Annotated in this window: 11 protein-coding genes; 2 read left to right on the top strand and 9 right to left on the bottom strand. The window is 36.2% G+C overall.

From position 1 onward, the window contains the following. Position 1: 1 nt before the first annotated feature. The 4 genes from QRD02_RS01855 to QRD02_RS01840 all read right to left on the bottom strand — a co-directional run bounded on the left by QRD02_RS01855 (position 2) and on the right by QRD02_RS01840 (position 4,833). Complete coding sequence (locus tag QRD02_RS01855) at positions 2 to 988, bottom strand: UDP-glucuronic acid decarboxylase family protein (RefSeq protein WP_290253193.1); 987 nt, start codon at positions 986 to 988, stop codon at positions 2 to 4. Next, complete coding sequence (locus QRD02_RS01850) at positions 985 to 2,298, bottom strand: UDP-glucose dehydrogenase family protein (protein ID WP_290253192.1); 1,314 nt, start codon at positions 2,296 to 2,298, stop codon at positions 985 to 987. Before QRD02_RS01850 ends, QRD02_RS01855 begins: the two co-directional genes overlap by 4 nt. An 80-nt stretch (positions 2,299 to 2,378) precedes the next feature. Further along, complete coding sequence (locus QRD02_RS01845; RefSeq protein WP_290253191.1) at positions 2,379 to 3,602, bottom strand: O-antigen ligase family protein; 1,224 nt, start codon at positions 3,600 to 3,602, stop codon at positions 2,379 to 2,381. Between the two features lie 394 nt (positions 3,603 to 3,996). Continuing rightward, positions 3,997 to 4,833, bottom strand: a complete 837-nt coding sequence (locus QRD02_RS01840; protein ID WP_290253190.1) for a WecB/TagA/CpsF family glycosyltransferase — start codon at positions 4,831 to 4,833, stop codon at positions 3,997 to 3,999. A gap of 54 nt (positions 4,834 to 4,887) precedes the next feature. Here QRD02_RS01840 and QRD02_RS01835 point away from each other — a divergent pair, with 54 nt between their 5' ends. Further along, positions 4,888 to 5,841 (top strand): glycosyltransferase family 2 protein, encoded by a 954-nt coding sequence (locus QRD02_RS01835; protein ID WP_290253188.1) that lies wholly within the window; start codon positions 4,888 to 4,890, stop codon positions 5,839 to 5,841. A gap of 654 nt (positions 5,842 to 6,495) precedes the next feature. Here the strand turns inward: QRD02_RS01835 and QRD02_RS01830 are convergent. Both QRD02_RS01830 and QRD02_RS01825 read right to left on the bottom strand, forming a co-directional pair. Beyond that, on the bottom strand, positions 6,496 to 7,653 hold the full coding sequence (locus QRD02_RS01830; RefSeq protein WP_290253186.1) for a delta-aminolevulinic acid dehydratase: 1,158 nt from the start codon (positions 7,651 to 7,653) through the stop codon (positions 6,496 to 6,498). 110 nt (positions 7,654 to 7,763) lie between these two features. Then, entirely contained in the window at positions 7,764 to 9,905 is a 2,142-nt protein-coding gene (locus QRD02_RS01825; RefSeq protein WP_290253185.1) for a bi-domain-containing oxidoreductase, read from the bottom strand. 190 nt (positions 9,906 to 10,095) lie between these two features. Between QRD02_RS01825 and QRD02_RS01820 the strand changes: the two genes are divergently transcribed. After that, positions 10,096 to 10,749: a class I SAM-dependent methyltransferase gene (locus QRD02_RS01820; RefSeq protein WP_290253184.1), complete on the top strand. Its 654-nt coding sequence runs from the start codon at positions 10,096 to 10,098 to the stop codon at positions 10,747 to 10,749. Positions 10,750 to 10,842: 93 nt separating this feature from the next. On the opposite strand, the gene QRD02_RS01815 is transcribed toward QRD02_RS01820, so the two are convergent. From QRD02_RS01815 to QRD02_RS01805, 3 genes are all read right to left on the bottom strand, one after another. Next, positions 10,843 to 12,264 carry a Gfo/Idh/MocA family oxidoreductase gene (locus tag QRD02_RS01815; RefSeq protein WP_290253183.1) on the bottom strand — a complete coding sequence of 474 codons (1,422 nt, stop codon included), beginning with the start codon at positions 12,262 to 12,264 and terminating at the stop codon, positions 10,843 to 10,845. A gap of 202 nt (positions 12,265 to 12,466) precedes the next feature. Beyond that, entirely contained in the window at positions 12,467 to 13,486 is a 1,020-nt protein-coding gene (locus QRD02_RS01810) for a glycosyltransferase (RefSeq protein WP_290253182.1), read from the bottom strand. Positions 13,487 to 13,489: 3 nt separating this feature from the next. Beyond that, positions 13,490 to 14,371, bottom strand: a complete 882-nt coding sequence (locus QRD02_RS01805) for an O-antigen ligase family protein (RefSeq protein ID WP_290253181.1) — start codon at positions 14,369 to 14,371, stop codon at positions 13,490 to 13,492. Between the last annotated feature and the right edge of the window lie 302 nt (positions 14,372 to 14,673).

Raw genomic sequence — 14,673 nt, 5'->3', positions numbered from 1 at the left:
TTTATCTATTGTGTTTTGAAAAATCTTTGTGTTCACTTTTAAACAGCTCTTCTTTTGAAAGATTTTTAAAATAATCAAAAGTTTTTTTCATTCCTTCCTGTCTTGAAACCTTTGGTTCCCAGCCCAATATTTCCTTGGCTTTTGCTATATCTGGTTCCCGCTGCAATGGGTCATCTTGTGGCAGTGGTTTGAAAACTATTTTTTGCTCTGTCCCGGTTAGTTTTAATATTTCATTTGCAAAATCGAGGATGGTTATTTCCTCCGGATTACCAATGTTTATGGGCAATGGATAATCGCTGAGCAACAAGCGATACAAGCCTTCAACCTCATCGTCTACATAACAAAAGGAGCGGGTTTGCAAGCCATCGCCAAACACGGTTAAATCTTCGCCACGAAGGGATTGCCCTATAAATGCGGGTATAACACGGCCATCATTAAGCCGCATTCTTGGTCCATAAGTGTTAAAGATTCGCGCAATTCGGGTTTCCAAACCGTGGAACCGATGATAGGCCATAGTAATGGATTCTTGAAAACGTTTGGCTTCATCGTAAACCCCTCGTGGCCCGATGGTGTTTACATTGCCATAATATTCCTCCGTTTGCGGATGCACCAATGGATCGCCGTATACTTCCGAAGTGGAGGCAATAAGGATGCGTGCATTTTTTTCCCGTGCGAGGCCCAACAAATTGTGTGTCCCCAACGAACCCACTTTCAATGTTTGAATGGGAATCTTTAAATAATCAATGGGACTTGCAGGCGAGGCGAAATGTAGAATATAATCTACTTTTCCCGGAACGTGCACAAATTTTGTTACGTCGTGATGATAGAATTCAAAGGATTCCAATTTAAAAAGATGGGCAATATTTTTAAGATCGCCCGTAATGAGGTTGTCCATTGCAATTACATGGAAATCTTCGGCTATAAATTTATCGCAGAGGTGGGAACCTAAAAAACCAGCCGCACCTGTTATTAAAACACGCTGTTTCATAAGTTTACTGACTTTCTACCCACAGAAACATAGGTAAATCCCTCCGCTTCCATATCATTTACATTGTATAAATTTCTTCCATCGAAAACCACTGGATTTATCAACTGTTTTTTTAGCTTTTCATAATCTGGAGTTCGGAATATGCTCCATTCGGTACAGATTAATAGTGCGTCGGCATTTTCAGTGGCAGCGTACATGGATTCTGCATAAATCAATTTATCACCAAAACGTTTTTGAATATTCGGAATTGCCTCAGGATCAAAAACCTGAAGTTTGGCTCCTTTGGACAGCAGTCCTTCCATCATATCAATTGATGGGGCCTCGCGAATGTCATCCGTTTCCGGTTTAAAGGCCAATCCCCAAACGGCTATTGTTTTTCCGTATAAATTGTTGTTGAAATATTCTTCTATTTTTGGAAGTAGAATTGTTTTTTGGGCGGAATTTATCTCGATTACCGAACTCAAAATCTTGAAATCGTAATCCCTGTCCTTTCCAGCCTTTCGAAGAGCTTTTACATCCTTCGGAAAGCAAGAGCCGCCATAACCAATTCCAGGGAAAAGAAAGCGTTTGCCAATTCGGCTATCGCTACCCATACCTGCCCGAACCAAGTCAACATCAGCGCCAACCTTTTCACAATAGTTGGCTATTTCGTTCATAAAGGTAATTTTCGTGGCTAGGAATGAGTTTGCGGCATATTTAGTAAGTTCAGCCGACTTTTCATCCATTACGATTATTGGATTGCCGGAGCGCACGAACGGTGCGTATAGTTTTTTCATTAAATCGGTAGCCTTTTCGCTGCTTGAGCCCACGATGATGCGCTCGGGCTTTAAAAAATCGTCTACCGCAAAACCTTCTCTTAAAAACTCAGGATTTGAGACCACATCAAATTCACAGGTAGCATTTTTTGCAATTATTTCTTGGACTTTTTCTGCTGTACCCACCGGTACGGTGCTTTTATCCACGATTACTTTATAGCCTTTTATTTTTTTACCGATTTCTTCGGAAACGTTTAAAACATAGGATAAATCTGCAGAGCCGTCCTCGTCCTCGGGCGTTGGCAGGGCAAGAAAAATTATTTCGCCATGGTCAAGCCCTTCCTCAAGGGAGGTGGTGAAACGCAAACGATTTGCCTTTATGTTTCTTTCAAAAATAACGTCTAGATGCGGTTCATAGATGGGTACTTCGCCGTTACGCATTTTTTCAACTTTCGCCTTGTCTATATCCACGCAGATCACCTCATTTCCTGTTTCGGCCAAACAGGTTCCTGTTACCAATCCTACATATCCCGTTCCTATTACTGAAATTTTCATCTATCTTTTCCTATATAACAAAGGCTGAAAATGTTTCCCTTTAATTTTTTCAAGCGCAAAAGTACAATTTGCAAATCTTTTTATAACTTTTTTATACTGTTGTTTTGTGGGGCCCTGGCGCTTGTCATTAATACAATTAAAATGAACCCAATATAATATGCGCCAATCTGTCTGTGAAATAGATTTTCAACCAAACAATACATTAACAATGTTGCCAATATTGCGGTTGGAAAAAACCGTTTTCGGTTTGTAATAAATGTGAAAACGATAAATGCCAAAAAAAGTAGCAATGCTATGAAGCCGGCACTTAAGTAAAAATCTAAAAATTGATTGTGCGTGTTGTAGCGTTCTTGGACAAACCTTTCCTTTTTCAACGGATTTGAAATGTTAGTTTGATAACAGGAAACGAGTTTATCCTTGGTTGTCCCAAAACCCATACCCGTCATGCTGAATCCCTCAGTACTTATTATTTTTTGGGCACATGACCATACTACTGCCCTTAATTCATAGGTCATTGAATTTTCAATAAAAGTGTGGGCATTACTACTATCCGCTCGTTGGCTGGAGTGAATCTTACCTTCGTTTTTAAGAACATAGAAAAGCCCCAACACGGCCACTATCGCTATACTAGCCAGTATTGTTTTACCCCAACGACGTTGTCCGTAGAATTGCCTTAGCAACAGGAGGGCAAATAGCGAAATGACCGCTATTTTTGAAGCAATGAGAATAATGAATAGGGCATTCACCAAAATATTTGCTAAATAATAGTTATTGTTGGGATGGTACTTTTTATTGATGGCCTGAACGGAAATGAGTATGCTGAGAGTACTCAACAAACCGAGATACAGCCTATCAATCAATAATGACTCGATAACTTGCGGAGAATCACCCAACGCAAAATTTCCGACCTGGTCAGTAATAAGCACAAAATTGTAAACCGTAAAGATGATTGCCGCCAGTGAAGAAAATATGATTGCACTGTTTATTTTTTTTACATCGGCAACGGGGATATAAAGAATAGCGAGGCCAACCGCTATCAACACTTTCTTAATTATGTAGAAGTCTTCCGGCAATCGCCCGCTAAGTAATGAATCTGCACAGAGATAAACAAAAAATATTAGGAAAATAGCAATGGGAAGCGGTTTTAATTTTTTGAAATCTTCCTTTTTTACGATAAATGGAAAAGCAACCAGTAAAATTGCCAAAAGAATATTCGGGAGGGCCCGGATGTAATTATCAAAAGGAATTATTAGATAAAGCAACAAAAAAGCATAGGGATATATGGCGGCAAGCAGTATCCTCATGGATTAGGATTTGTTTAATAAATTTCAGGGGAAGATAAAAAACTCTTATGAGATATCAGATTATAGCAAGGAGATTTTAGGGTGAGATAGCTAGAGATTTAGAATAATACAATATCTGGCCATTCGTCAATATTTGTAAATAATTCGAACGCCTTATTTTAGAAGAGTTTGAACCAAATTAAAGAGAAATTAATTTTGTAAGAAAAAAGAGCGATTTTCTTACGTTTTAATGACTTTGCTATGGCTTTGCTATGGCTTTGCTATTGAGTATCTGTGAGAAAAGGATTTTGGATTTTTAGATGGTTGGATTATCAGATGGTTGAATGTTAGATTGAAATAGTAATGATAAGGGGTGCGCTGATGGGACTTATTTTCAGGTCGAGGCACTTATACCCTAATGAGAAAAACGTTCCCTTAGAACTAAATAGATAAACTTGGAATTTCCAACCAGATAGCGCTTCCACATGCGTCTTGGTTCTTGGGCAAAACGATAGAACCATTCCAGGCCAGCCTTTTGCATCCAGGAAGGGGCACGTTTGGTTTTTCCGGCAACTACATCAAAACTGCCGCCAACGCCCATAATGAGATTCACATTTTTAAGGAGGTCGCGATATTTGTAAAGAAAATTTTCTTTGATTGGGGAAGATATTGCCACGAAAAGCATTTGTGTTCCGCTGTTAGCAATTTGTTTTGCAATTTCTTCTTCTTCTGCAGGTGTGAAATAACCGTTGCGGTATCCCGCTATAATTTCTGGGCTGTAATTTTCAGAATATTTTTCAACCACTTCCTTTACAACTTCTTCCTTGGCGCCAAAAAGGAAGATTTTGTTATTGTTTTTATGTGCCATTTCCACAAGATTGGCCATCAAATCTATTCCAGCCACACGTTCCTTCAAAGGTTTTCCTAAGAAACGAGAAGCCCACACAACCGCTTGTCCGTCCGCATTGATAATGTGGCATTGATTTACACTATGGCGAAGTTCCATATCCTTTTGCATGGCTACAACTTTTCCTGCATTTACAACCACGTGGTGTAGCTGTTCTCCATCCCGTATTTTTTGCTGCACCAGAGCAAGGGTTTCTTGCATGGAGAGGTTGTCTATGGTTGTATTTAGGATTGCAATTCTTTTTTTGTCCAAAATCAGTTTATAAAGAGCCAGCAAATATAAAACAATTCCATATATCGGCTTGAAGCTTATAAATGCTATACAGGTTTTAACAAAAAGAATCATATTGATTCTCCCTGAGAAAAGTCTTATATCTTTGAAACACTCAAATTGGCAATCATGGTTAATCAAAATATACCAAAATTATTAGTCATATTTCCTTGTTATAATGAAGAGAAAATATTGACCAATTCAATTCAAAAATTCTTCGATTTCTTTGATTCACTTTTAGCTGGCAATTATATTGCTAAGGAAAGTAGAATTTGCTTTGTAGATGATGGAAGTTCAGATAACACTTGGAAAATCATATCTAGTTTAGATGATTATAGGGTAAATGCAATAAAACTTTCAAATAACTTTGGACACCAAAAGGCTCTTCTTGCGGGTATGGAAACCTTTAATAATCAGTTTGATGCGTATGTTACCCTAGATGTGGACCTACAAGATGATTTTAGGGTAATTATTGACATGCTCGAAAAATATCAACAGGGTTGTGATATTGTTTATGGGGTTCGTGATGACCGCTCATCAGACAGTTTTTTTAAACGTAAATCGGCTCAAAAGTTTTATTCATTTATGGAATTTTTAGGGGTTAAAACCATAGTAAATCACGCTGATTTCAGATTAATAAATAATAAGGCCTTGAATTCCTTCCTTAACTTCCAGGAAACCCATCTCTTTTTACGCGCAATATTTCCTGCAATTGGTTTGGAGTATGCCTTAGTATATTACAAAAGGTTGAAGCGAGAAGAAGGGGAAAGTAAGTATCCGCTTAAAAAAATGGCTTCCTTTGCAGGGGATGGCATTACCTCTTTTTCAGTAAAACCCTTGCGTTTTATTTTGATAACCGGTTTATTCTCCACTTTGCTATCAATCCTATTTTTTTCTTGGGCGTTGATACAGCTTTTATTGGGCAATGTTATACAAGGATGGTTCTCCGTCATCGCAACTATAATGTTTTTTGGGGGAATACAAACTTTTGCTATTGGAATAATTGGGGAATATATTGGTAAGATTTTCTTACAGGTAAAGAACCGTCCACGATATTTGATTGCTGAAAAAATTATAAGATAACTATATCTCCATAATTCCATCTTATAGAGAACTTTTAGAGGAAGATATTGTAATATACAAGAAGTGTTGAGGAAGCTTCAACTCTTTTACATTCATTGTTTGTTTCATCTTCTGAACTATATTGATATAAAAAATTAAAATGGGCAACAGGAGAACTGTGTAAAAAATCCTCCCGGTACTTTTTAATTATCCTAAAAAATAAAATAATGCTGGAAGACCATATAAATTATACCATTAACAATACTGGCGCAAGGTTGTCATGTTGTACGATTAATGGCCTATAGGATCTATAACCACCAAGAGGTAAAAATTCTAAATAAATAACTATAAAAACAGGTTTCACCCTTTTTAATAGACCAATAATGTTATAAACATCAATTTATGATAGTGCCTGTGATGAGTTTAATTTTAATAGTCCCATTTTTAGATCGGGACCTAAAACTGTATTTTTCGATTTAAAATCTTCAATATCTAAATTAGGATCTTCGACCAATACAAAGCTACCAGAAGCAGTTTCATCACTACATACCAAACCTTTTTGAAAAGTGTATTTTTATAGTTTCCAATATTATGCTGAGAATGTAAAGACTATTGTTAAATAATGAATGACATAGTGCATATCATTTTAAGATAAGAAAATATAAGCCTTATATCCTATTTCTTTAGAAAGTAGAAACTAAAGGCATAAAACATCCAAGCCTGAGCCCACCGCATATATGGGATATTTGAATTGAAGTGTTTATTCTTTTGGTATTGAAAAAAACCATTTTCGGCTTGCATGTTATCAACGGTCCATTTCAAAACCCGATCAATTAATTCCTTGTTTTCATTAAAGACTTCCAATTTACTCAAAGTTACTATCAATTGTGCGGGTGCGTGAATATCAATAGGAAAAATTGAGTTGTTATAATATTTTGAAATTCCTTCTTCGGTAAAAAAGGTTTTTAGATAATAATCGAGACCTTTTTCAATATTTTTTCGAAATGAAGTATCGCCTGAAATTTTTTGATATGTATAAATACACTCAAGATTATAGCCCGTATGAAAGTTATCTACCCATTGATGATATGGCAATGTACCATAAGCCCATGCTCCATTTTCCTGTTGAAAATCAGCGGCGTATTGAACCGCCTTTCTTGCTTCGATCAATAAGTTTTCTTCTTGGGTGAATTCATAAACCATACTCAATAGTTTCGCACCGAGCAACGAAGCATTAAAAACTTGGGTTTGATCTAAAGGTGAATAGGAAAAGGAAAAATTGCCATTTTCATCATAGGTTCTATTTAAATCCTTTAGAACAAATTGTGTTGCACTTATTGCCACTTCCAGATAGTATTTGTTTTGGGTGATTTTATACGCCCCCAATAAAGCTTCCGCAATGAATGTAGTTGCAACAACTGTTGGCGTCCCTTTAGGCTGAAAGAAAGCGCGAGCCTGCCAGTCAAAGTTATACCCCCAACAAGCTCCAGAATAGCCATTGGTTTGCATTTTTATAACTTGATCTGACAGTTGAATTATTTTTTCTAAGTATTCGGGCTTAGGGTCATTTTTATAAAGATTACAATAGCCGGTTATAAAAAGTCCCAATCCCTTAGCATTATAACCCTTTTCTACGGAAGTGATTCTTCTAAAATTAATCGGACTTCTCTTAAATACTTGAATCCAAGCAAGTCTGAAAAAACGAGTTTTGGAAATTAATGGAAGGGCATTAAAAAGCTTGCTGTTAAGGCCATCATAAGGATCCCAACCTTTAAAACCTTCATTTTCACAATAGGTTTTCAGTTTTTGGAAACTGTTTTTAAAATCTGTCATTTGTTCCTTTGCAATATATTTTTAGGAGTTGCAAAAGTAAAGCAATATAATGAAAAAGACCTCACAGGTTTTTGTAACCTGAAAGGTCTAGATTGGAATAATATTATGTGCTAGATATCCTGCGGCAATCCTGTTGCCAATGAATCCAAAACTTTAAAGGTGGTTAGTGTTGTAAGATAAATAGACTCAAAAGGAATAGGCGCATCAATGTTTTGTTTTAAGGATTTCAAAAAGGCTTCAACTTCCTGTTTGTGGCCTTTTCCGTCCAACTTCAGTTTTATTTGTTTGTTCCCTTTATGTAAATCACCTTTCCTGAAATCGTGAATCCTGCCCACTTTTCCGCCGGAAAAAACTTCAATCAATTCCTTTGGAAGGGATTTATCACCATTCCCTAAATACAGTAGATTACCTATTGAGCCGTCGCTAAATGATATGGTAATGGAAATATTATCTTCAGAAGTTAGGTTTTGGTTGTCGGTTTTGATAGCTGCAGCATACACCTTCACAGGTTTCGCTTCCGTGAAATATTGCATCAAATCTATAAAGTGGCACATTTCGCCAATGATTCTTCCTCCACCAATATTTTTATTTTGGGTCCAATGGTCCTTTGGAATGAAGCCGGCATTTACACGTATGTTCACCACTTTTGGCTCACCGTTTCCTTTGAATTCAGCCTTAATTTTTTCCGAAATTGGGGAAAACCTTCGGTTAAAACCTACCATTAATTTTTGGTTGTTTTCCGAATAAACCTTTTTAACTTCCTCCAATTCTTCATAATTCATCGCCAAGGGTTTCTCAACAAAAACATTTTTTCCTGCTTTTAAGGCCTCCATAGTGTAGGAGGCGTGACTATTGTGAGGCGTGGCAATGAAGACCGTGTTTATTTTTGTATTGTTAATTACGTCCTGAGCATTGGAAGAGGCATTGTTAAAACCAAACTTTGAAGCAACGTTTTTCGCAGTAATCCCTTTGGTGGTAACAACGGTATCCAGAGAAGCCCCCTCTTTTTTGGTATAGGGTATCAAATAACTCTGGGCAAAACTACCCGCGCCAATAAATCCAATATTTACAGCCGAAACGGCATTGGACTGAACGGAAACAAATGTTGTTTTTTTAGATTCACTTTCCGGATAGGATAGCAGAATACCAATGTGGGGTTCTTCTACTTTTCCCAAAACGATATCATATGCCTTTTCTGCTTCTGAAATATCAAATGTGTGGGTTATAAGGTTCTTCAATTTTACAGTTCCCTGAGAAATGAGGTCCAAAAAGGTTTCCATGTTCCGTTGTTCGGTATAACGAACGTATGCAAAAGGATAATCAATGCCATCTTCTTCATATGAATTATCATATCTGCCAGGGCCATATGATGTGGACATTTTAAGCTCTAATTCCTTTCTGTAAAAATCAGGATCTCGGGGAATATCCATTTTTACGGCACCTACAACTATTACTTTGCCTTTTTTACGACTTATTACTGCGGAAAGTTCAATAGGGTCATTACTGGGGGCAGCGGCGGTGATGATTACACTATCAAAACCGTGACCTTCTGTAAAATTGTCTATGGCTGTATTTAAATTTGAATCGCTTCGTAACATTGCCCCATCCGCACCACTTTTGATAGCGAGGTCTACCAAATTTTTGGATAGATCTACCCCAAAAACACGGCAACCATTTGCCTTTAACAATTGCACTGTTAGTTGACCCAAGAGGCCAAGCCCAATTACACAAATTTTATCTCCCAATCGGGGCTCTGCTTGGCGAACGCCTTGCAAGGCAATAGCTCCCAAAGTTGTAAAGCTGGCTTCTTCGAAAGAAACATTGTTAGGAATTTTAACTACCAAGTTCTGTGGAATGGAAACCATCTCGGCGTGAGAGGCGTAATCTTGCCCAGCACAGGCAACACGATCGCCGGGTTTGAATTTGCTATTGCCGTCCATTGAAGCGGCAACAATCCCCGACGTACTGTAACCTAATGCTTTTAGAGAATCAAGTTTTGTTTTAACTTTATCAATCGTGGCTTTTAAGCCTTCCTTTTTTATATTTTGAAGCACTTGAGCCACCAGATCAGGGCGTTGCTTGGCTTTGCCAATAAGACTTGCTTTCCCAACTTTTACGGTTCCTCTTTCAGTTCCTGCGCTTATAAGGGAAAATTTGTTTTCTACAAGTACCATGTTTTCCGAAATTGAAGGATTTGGTACCTCATCGACATATAATTCTCCCGTTTTAAAGTTTTGGATTACTTGTTTCATTTTTGCGGATTTTGTGCAAAAGTAAGGTTTTTTGAGTATTGAGGTGAGGCTTTGTAAGAAAATGAAGTTAAGAAAACAACCTGTTGGTAAGGAATATAATAGAATTGAAGATTTTATTAACCATCACAAGAGCTTAGGATAATGCGCTTTGCTATATTTGCAAATCATACATACTTATACATATTAAATAATGGAACATTATAATGAAGATTATTTTAGATGGCAAAAAGCGCGAGGTGAATTCGGTGGAATTTCTAATATATTCAAATTCAAGGATTATATTAAAGAAACCGATAACGTTATAGATTTTGGTTCTGGAGGGGGGTATTTACTTAAAAATTTAAAATGTAAAAATAAAATAGGGATAGAAATTAACGATACGGCCCGTGAATTCGCCAAAACAATTGGTATAACTTCCTTTAAAAATGCAGATGCTATTGAAGACGGCTGGGCCGATGTAATAATTTCGAACCACGCCTTAGAGCATGTGGAGAATCCCCTCGAAGAAATTAAATATTTAAATAGGAAATTAAAACGTGGAGGAAAAATTGTATTTGTTGTACCCCATGAACGGCGCAAAAAGTATGTGGAGGGGAATATTCACAATCATTTTTTTACTTGGGCAGAAATAAACTTAGGCAATCTTTTTAATCATGCAGGATTTACAGTTTTAGAAGTTAAAGATTTAAAGTTTACCAACCCACCAGGCTATACATTCCTTCGTAAGGTCCTGGGCAGCAATCTGTTTCATGTGTCTGGGTATATTTACCACATTTTTCGCTCTACATTTCAAAGATTCTATAAATCTGACATTACTCAAATTAGAATCGTGGCTGAAAAATAGCTTATTTGAGAAATGTTCTTTCCCATACAACGGAACGTTCCGAAACTGTCCTGGGAACGCACACACGGTTCGTATGAATTGTGAAAATACGATTTACTCCATTTGAAAGAGCGACGGGTTTAATTTAAAATTTCGCTCATTTTCTTGGAACATTCTCGCTATATGGTATGTTGTTAATGCAGATTTCATTAATTCTGTCTTGGTATACGATGTTGCGGAACCATTAATATAAATCTTGGTTAGATGTTCATACATGGCATTATGACCTTTATCTCTGTTGAGGGTTTTTTTGATGACTTTGGAGCCATCGCCATTAATTCTGGTATATCTTAGATAGTCCTCGATAAAAAATGTTTCATTCCTGGTTCTAATCTCGATTTGTTCTTGAACACCACGCAAAGAATTTCCTTTATCGGAAACTATTATGTTCACCAAAGATCCCTCAGAAAACAGGATGGAGACAGTCAAGGTCTCATCTTTTGACGGACTACTTAGTAAGGTAATCTCCTCGGGAAAACCGTCAATCCAATATACTGCTAAGTCAATCCAATGAGAAAGGTTTCCAGTAATGCGGGTACCTTGATTTTTCCAGAAATACCAGTGGCTTTCATTTATTAAAATTTCCTTCACCGATATATTAATAACCTTTTGTTGATGAAATGTCGCTGCTTTAATTTCTTGATTCACAGCTATAAATCTTCGATTATATCCAACTTCAATTAATGCATTTTTATCATATAGGGCCGCCAAGTTTTTTATGTCCTGCAGCGTAACGCATGGCGGCTTTTCGATAAAAATCAATGTGTTGGGATTGATGTTAAATATTTCTTCCGCAATTCTTGTATGATCGGAATGATATGTGGCAATAATGGCCAGGGGTTTTTCTATTGCTTGAAGGTATAAATAACTATCTTCCGGAATTATTCCGAAGTTTTGATACTTGAAGGTAGTAGCATAATATTCCGCAAGTCGGTGGCTATAATCTACACAAAAAACCTTAGAAAGCTTTTTAATATTTGGGGCTATATATACCCGGGCGTAATCTCCCAACCCATATAGAAACACCCCTTTTTTCGATCTTACAGTTTTAGGATCATCTTGGGTAGGTTTAAGATTGAAGGATATATCCATTGGGGTCTGCTCATCTTCAACAAATTGATTAAACTTTTGTGTGGGAATTAAATCACTGATTTTTGGTGGAACAGAAACTAGTCTAAATTTATTATTGATTATGAAATCATCGGTTCTGGTTGAAGTTTGGATACTAAGATTAGTATATAAAGAATTATTATGTTTTATAACGATCAAGGTATATCGTTTATTTAGATTTACTCGCTTATCGGTTTTAGATTTAATTTTATGGTAGGACCTAAAGATTCCCTCATGAAGAGCAAAAAACAACATTTTTCTGTATTTATTGGTAAACTCTGGCCTATCTGGAATGAAAATATCTTCTTGCTCAATTGAAACAATCTCGTCAAATTCGATATCTTTAAATTTTACAATAGTGGTCATTAATGTATTTGATTAAGAGTATATCAATAAAATTTATTAAATTTTGTAGTACTCCAATTGATTTTAAGTTGAGAAATATCCTAAACAACGATATGTCAATTTGCTTAATAACATGTGCCCATTTTTGCCATTTAAATTTATATACATAGCATACGTATTGTCCGGGAGCCTTTTTTTGGTTGAGGCAATCGAAAAAGCAAAATCAATAAATATTTTCATACTTATCCAGATAATTTGAAACCGGATTATTTAAAAAGCTTTTAGGTTCCTTAGTTGGTTCATTCAAAACTTCATTAATTTTTAAATATAAATCTTTACTATCCCTATTTGCAAATAAAATTGTCCCTTCAGGCCTGAAGGTAACATCAGATGCTATGATGGGCCTATTTAAATATAGCGCTTCCCTAACTGTTATTGCATCACCATCCGTATTTGTTGCACGTACTACTAAATCGCTTTCCAACATTAATTTTACGAAGGAAATGGAATATGGTATCAATGAAATTACTTCCTCCAGGTTTTCTTCTCGAATTACACGCGCATAATGGTCATAAAGATTTAGTTTTTCATCCATTGAAGCTATCACAAAAATTATTTTATAGTTCTTATTATTTCCTTTTATCATCCGCGCAACATCTATTAGTAAATCTAATCCATATAAATCCTGTTGCTTGAATAAAACTAGCTTAAAAGCATTATTTACTATTATTTTTTTATTCCTGTTTTTTTCTAAAATATTTAAAATCGCTGGCGGCAAATCAGCCTCCTGTGATATATCCGGGGGGATGAAGGCGGGAAGAACAATCTTATTTTTTAATTTAAATTTATTGGAAATTTCTTCACTGACGATTATTGTTTTAGAGGCCAAGGATAAAAATAATTGCGCTATCAATATGGACATTTTTTTGTTAAGGTTGCTTAACGAATGAATTGTGACTATAATTTTTTTTCTAAAGACAAAAGCCAAAAAAACATGTATGTACAGAAGCCACAAAATTCCAGTATGTATGTGAACGATATCGGCTGCCTTTAATAACCTGAAATATTCAGCCAAGTTTTTACTTCTTAAATTAAATACATTTGTTTCTGTATTAGTTCTGGGCGATTCATCGATAAACGTAAAAGTATGCTTCTCGCTTAATAGTGCGGCAAGTCTCTTTATATGAATACTTACGCCTCCAATTGCAGAATACGGCCCTATTACTAATATATTCTTCTTCATTTTTTAATAGCTCAAATCAATTAGTTTTTCATTCCCTGAAATGGTTCGGGAAGCCAACATAGCGGTAAAGAAAGCAAAAAGAACTATGCCGCTATGACTTTCCAATGTGGATTCGGTAATCATAAAAACGACTTGGGTAAGTATTATTGCACCTCCAAGATAATTTTTAAGACAATAGCATTTTTTTAGTATGCTAAGGATTATTGTAATTAAAAATACGAGCCCGAGTAGACCATAATATAAGGTTGTTTCCAAAAATTGGTTGTGAGCGTTGTATTGATAAATATAACCCGTCTCAAACCCATTTTCTAGATACTGGTCATATAAAAGTGCGTGGCCATCTCCGGTTCCGGCACCAAAAAATAAATTGTGCTGTCCAATCACCTCTAGCGCCGAAATCCAATGCCGTGTTCGAGCATCCACATCAGAAATAGCGATGCCTTCAGGCGTTTTTGCATTAAATCTTTTCTGGAAATTTGGTGTAAAGTAGAATAGCATTGTTAACAAAGCGCCCACAACAAGCAAAAATACAGTTTTGGGATTTATTGCCTTTCTATTCCCGTAAATCAATATTAACCCGCTCACCATCAAGGATAGGATGCTTATTCGAACGCTCAAAAGGTAGAGGAAAAATAAAAGTAAGACAATACACAATCCATATATCAAGCGTTTTTTAAATGTATTGCGGGAAATAAAACTGACAAAATAAAGCAAGGCAATTATTACATACATAGCGAAATAGGTTGTGTGTATTTCCAACAACTGACCCAGCTTGTCGTAATAGAAATAGTCGCCGAAATTATTCATTTTGAAATAACCGGCCTTCAAAAGGGCGAAAATTGCTGAAACAACTATCCCGTAGGAAAAATATTTTAGTAATGTCAATTTCGTTTTTTCAGTTAGCTTCACCGAAAAAAATATCAGGGGGAATACCAAAAAAGGAAGTTGCATCTCAAAATTTCTGATGCCTTCCTTCATGTTTTCGGTATAAAGGAACCCCAATAGCGAAATCCAAAAAAAGGAACTGAGAAGCAAAAAAGGCCAAATATTCTTCCTTAGATTATTATATTTTTCCCTTAACGGGCTATAAAACAACCAGCAAAATACACAGGCAATGATGCTTTGGGAGTTAAGACTATACTTTGGTAATGACAAGCTTATAACCACTAAAATGAGGGAACCAAAGA

This window comes from Aequorivita aurantiaca (assembly GCF_030410135.1).
Taxonomy (GTDB): Bacteria; Bacteroidota; Bacteroidia; order Flavobacteriales; family Flavobacteriaceae; genus Aequorivita; species Aequorivita aurantiaca.
Note: the sequence above shows the minus strand (reverse complement) of the source record. Positions and strands in the feature narration are given on the sequence as shown.

Excerpts from the sequence above, each read along its gene's own strand:
- QRD02_RS01830 (WP_290253186.1), bottom strand. The coding sequence starts at position 7,653 with ATGACAGATTTTAAAAACAGTTTCCAAAAACTGAAAACCTATTGTGAA.
- QRD02_RS01855 (WP_290253193.1), bottom strand. The coding sequence starts at position 988 with ATGAAACAGCGTGTTTTAATAACAGGTGCGGCTGGTTTTTTAGGTTCC.
- QRD02_RS01810 (WP_290253182.1), bottom strand. The coding sequence starts at position 13,486 with ATGAAGAAGAATATATTAGTAATAGGGCCGTATTCTGCAATTGGAGGC.
- QRD02_RS01845 (WP_290253191.1), bottom strand. The coding sequence starts at position 3,602 with ATGAGGATACTGCTTGCCGCCATATATCCCTATGCTTTTTTGTTGCTT.
- QRD02_RS01825 (WP_290253185.1), bottom strand. The coding sequence starts at position 9,905 with ATGAAACAAGTAATCCAAAACTTTAAAACGGGAGAATTATATGTCGAT.
- QRD02_RS01820 (WP_290253184.1), top strand. The coding sequence starts at position 10,096 with ATGGAACATTATAATGAAGATTATTTTAGATGGCAAAAAGCGCGAGGT.
- QRD02_RS01840 (WP_290253190.1), bottom strand. The coding sequence starts at position 4,833 with ATGATTCTTTTTGTTAAAACCTGTATAGCATTTATAAGCTTCAAGCCG.
- QRD02_RS01835 (WP_290253188.1), top strand. The coding sequence starts at position 4,888 with ATGGTTAATCAAAATATACCAAAATTATTAGTCATATTTCCTTGTTAT.
- QRD02_RS01815 (WP_290253183.1), bottom strand. The coding sequence starts at position 12,264 with ATGACCACTATTGTAAAATTTAAAGATATCGAATTTGACGAGATTGTT.
- QRD02_RS01850 (WP_290253192.1), bottom strand. The coding sequence starts at position 2,298 with ATGAAAATTTCAGTAATAGGAACGGGATATGTAGGATTGGTAACAGGA.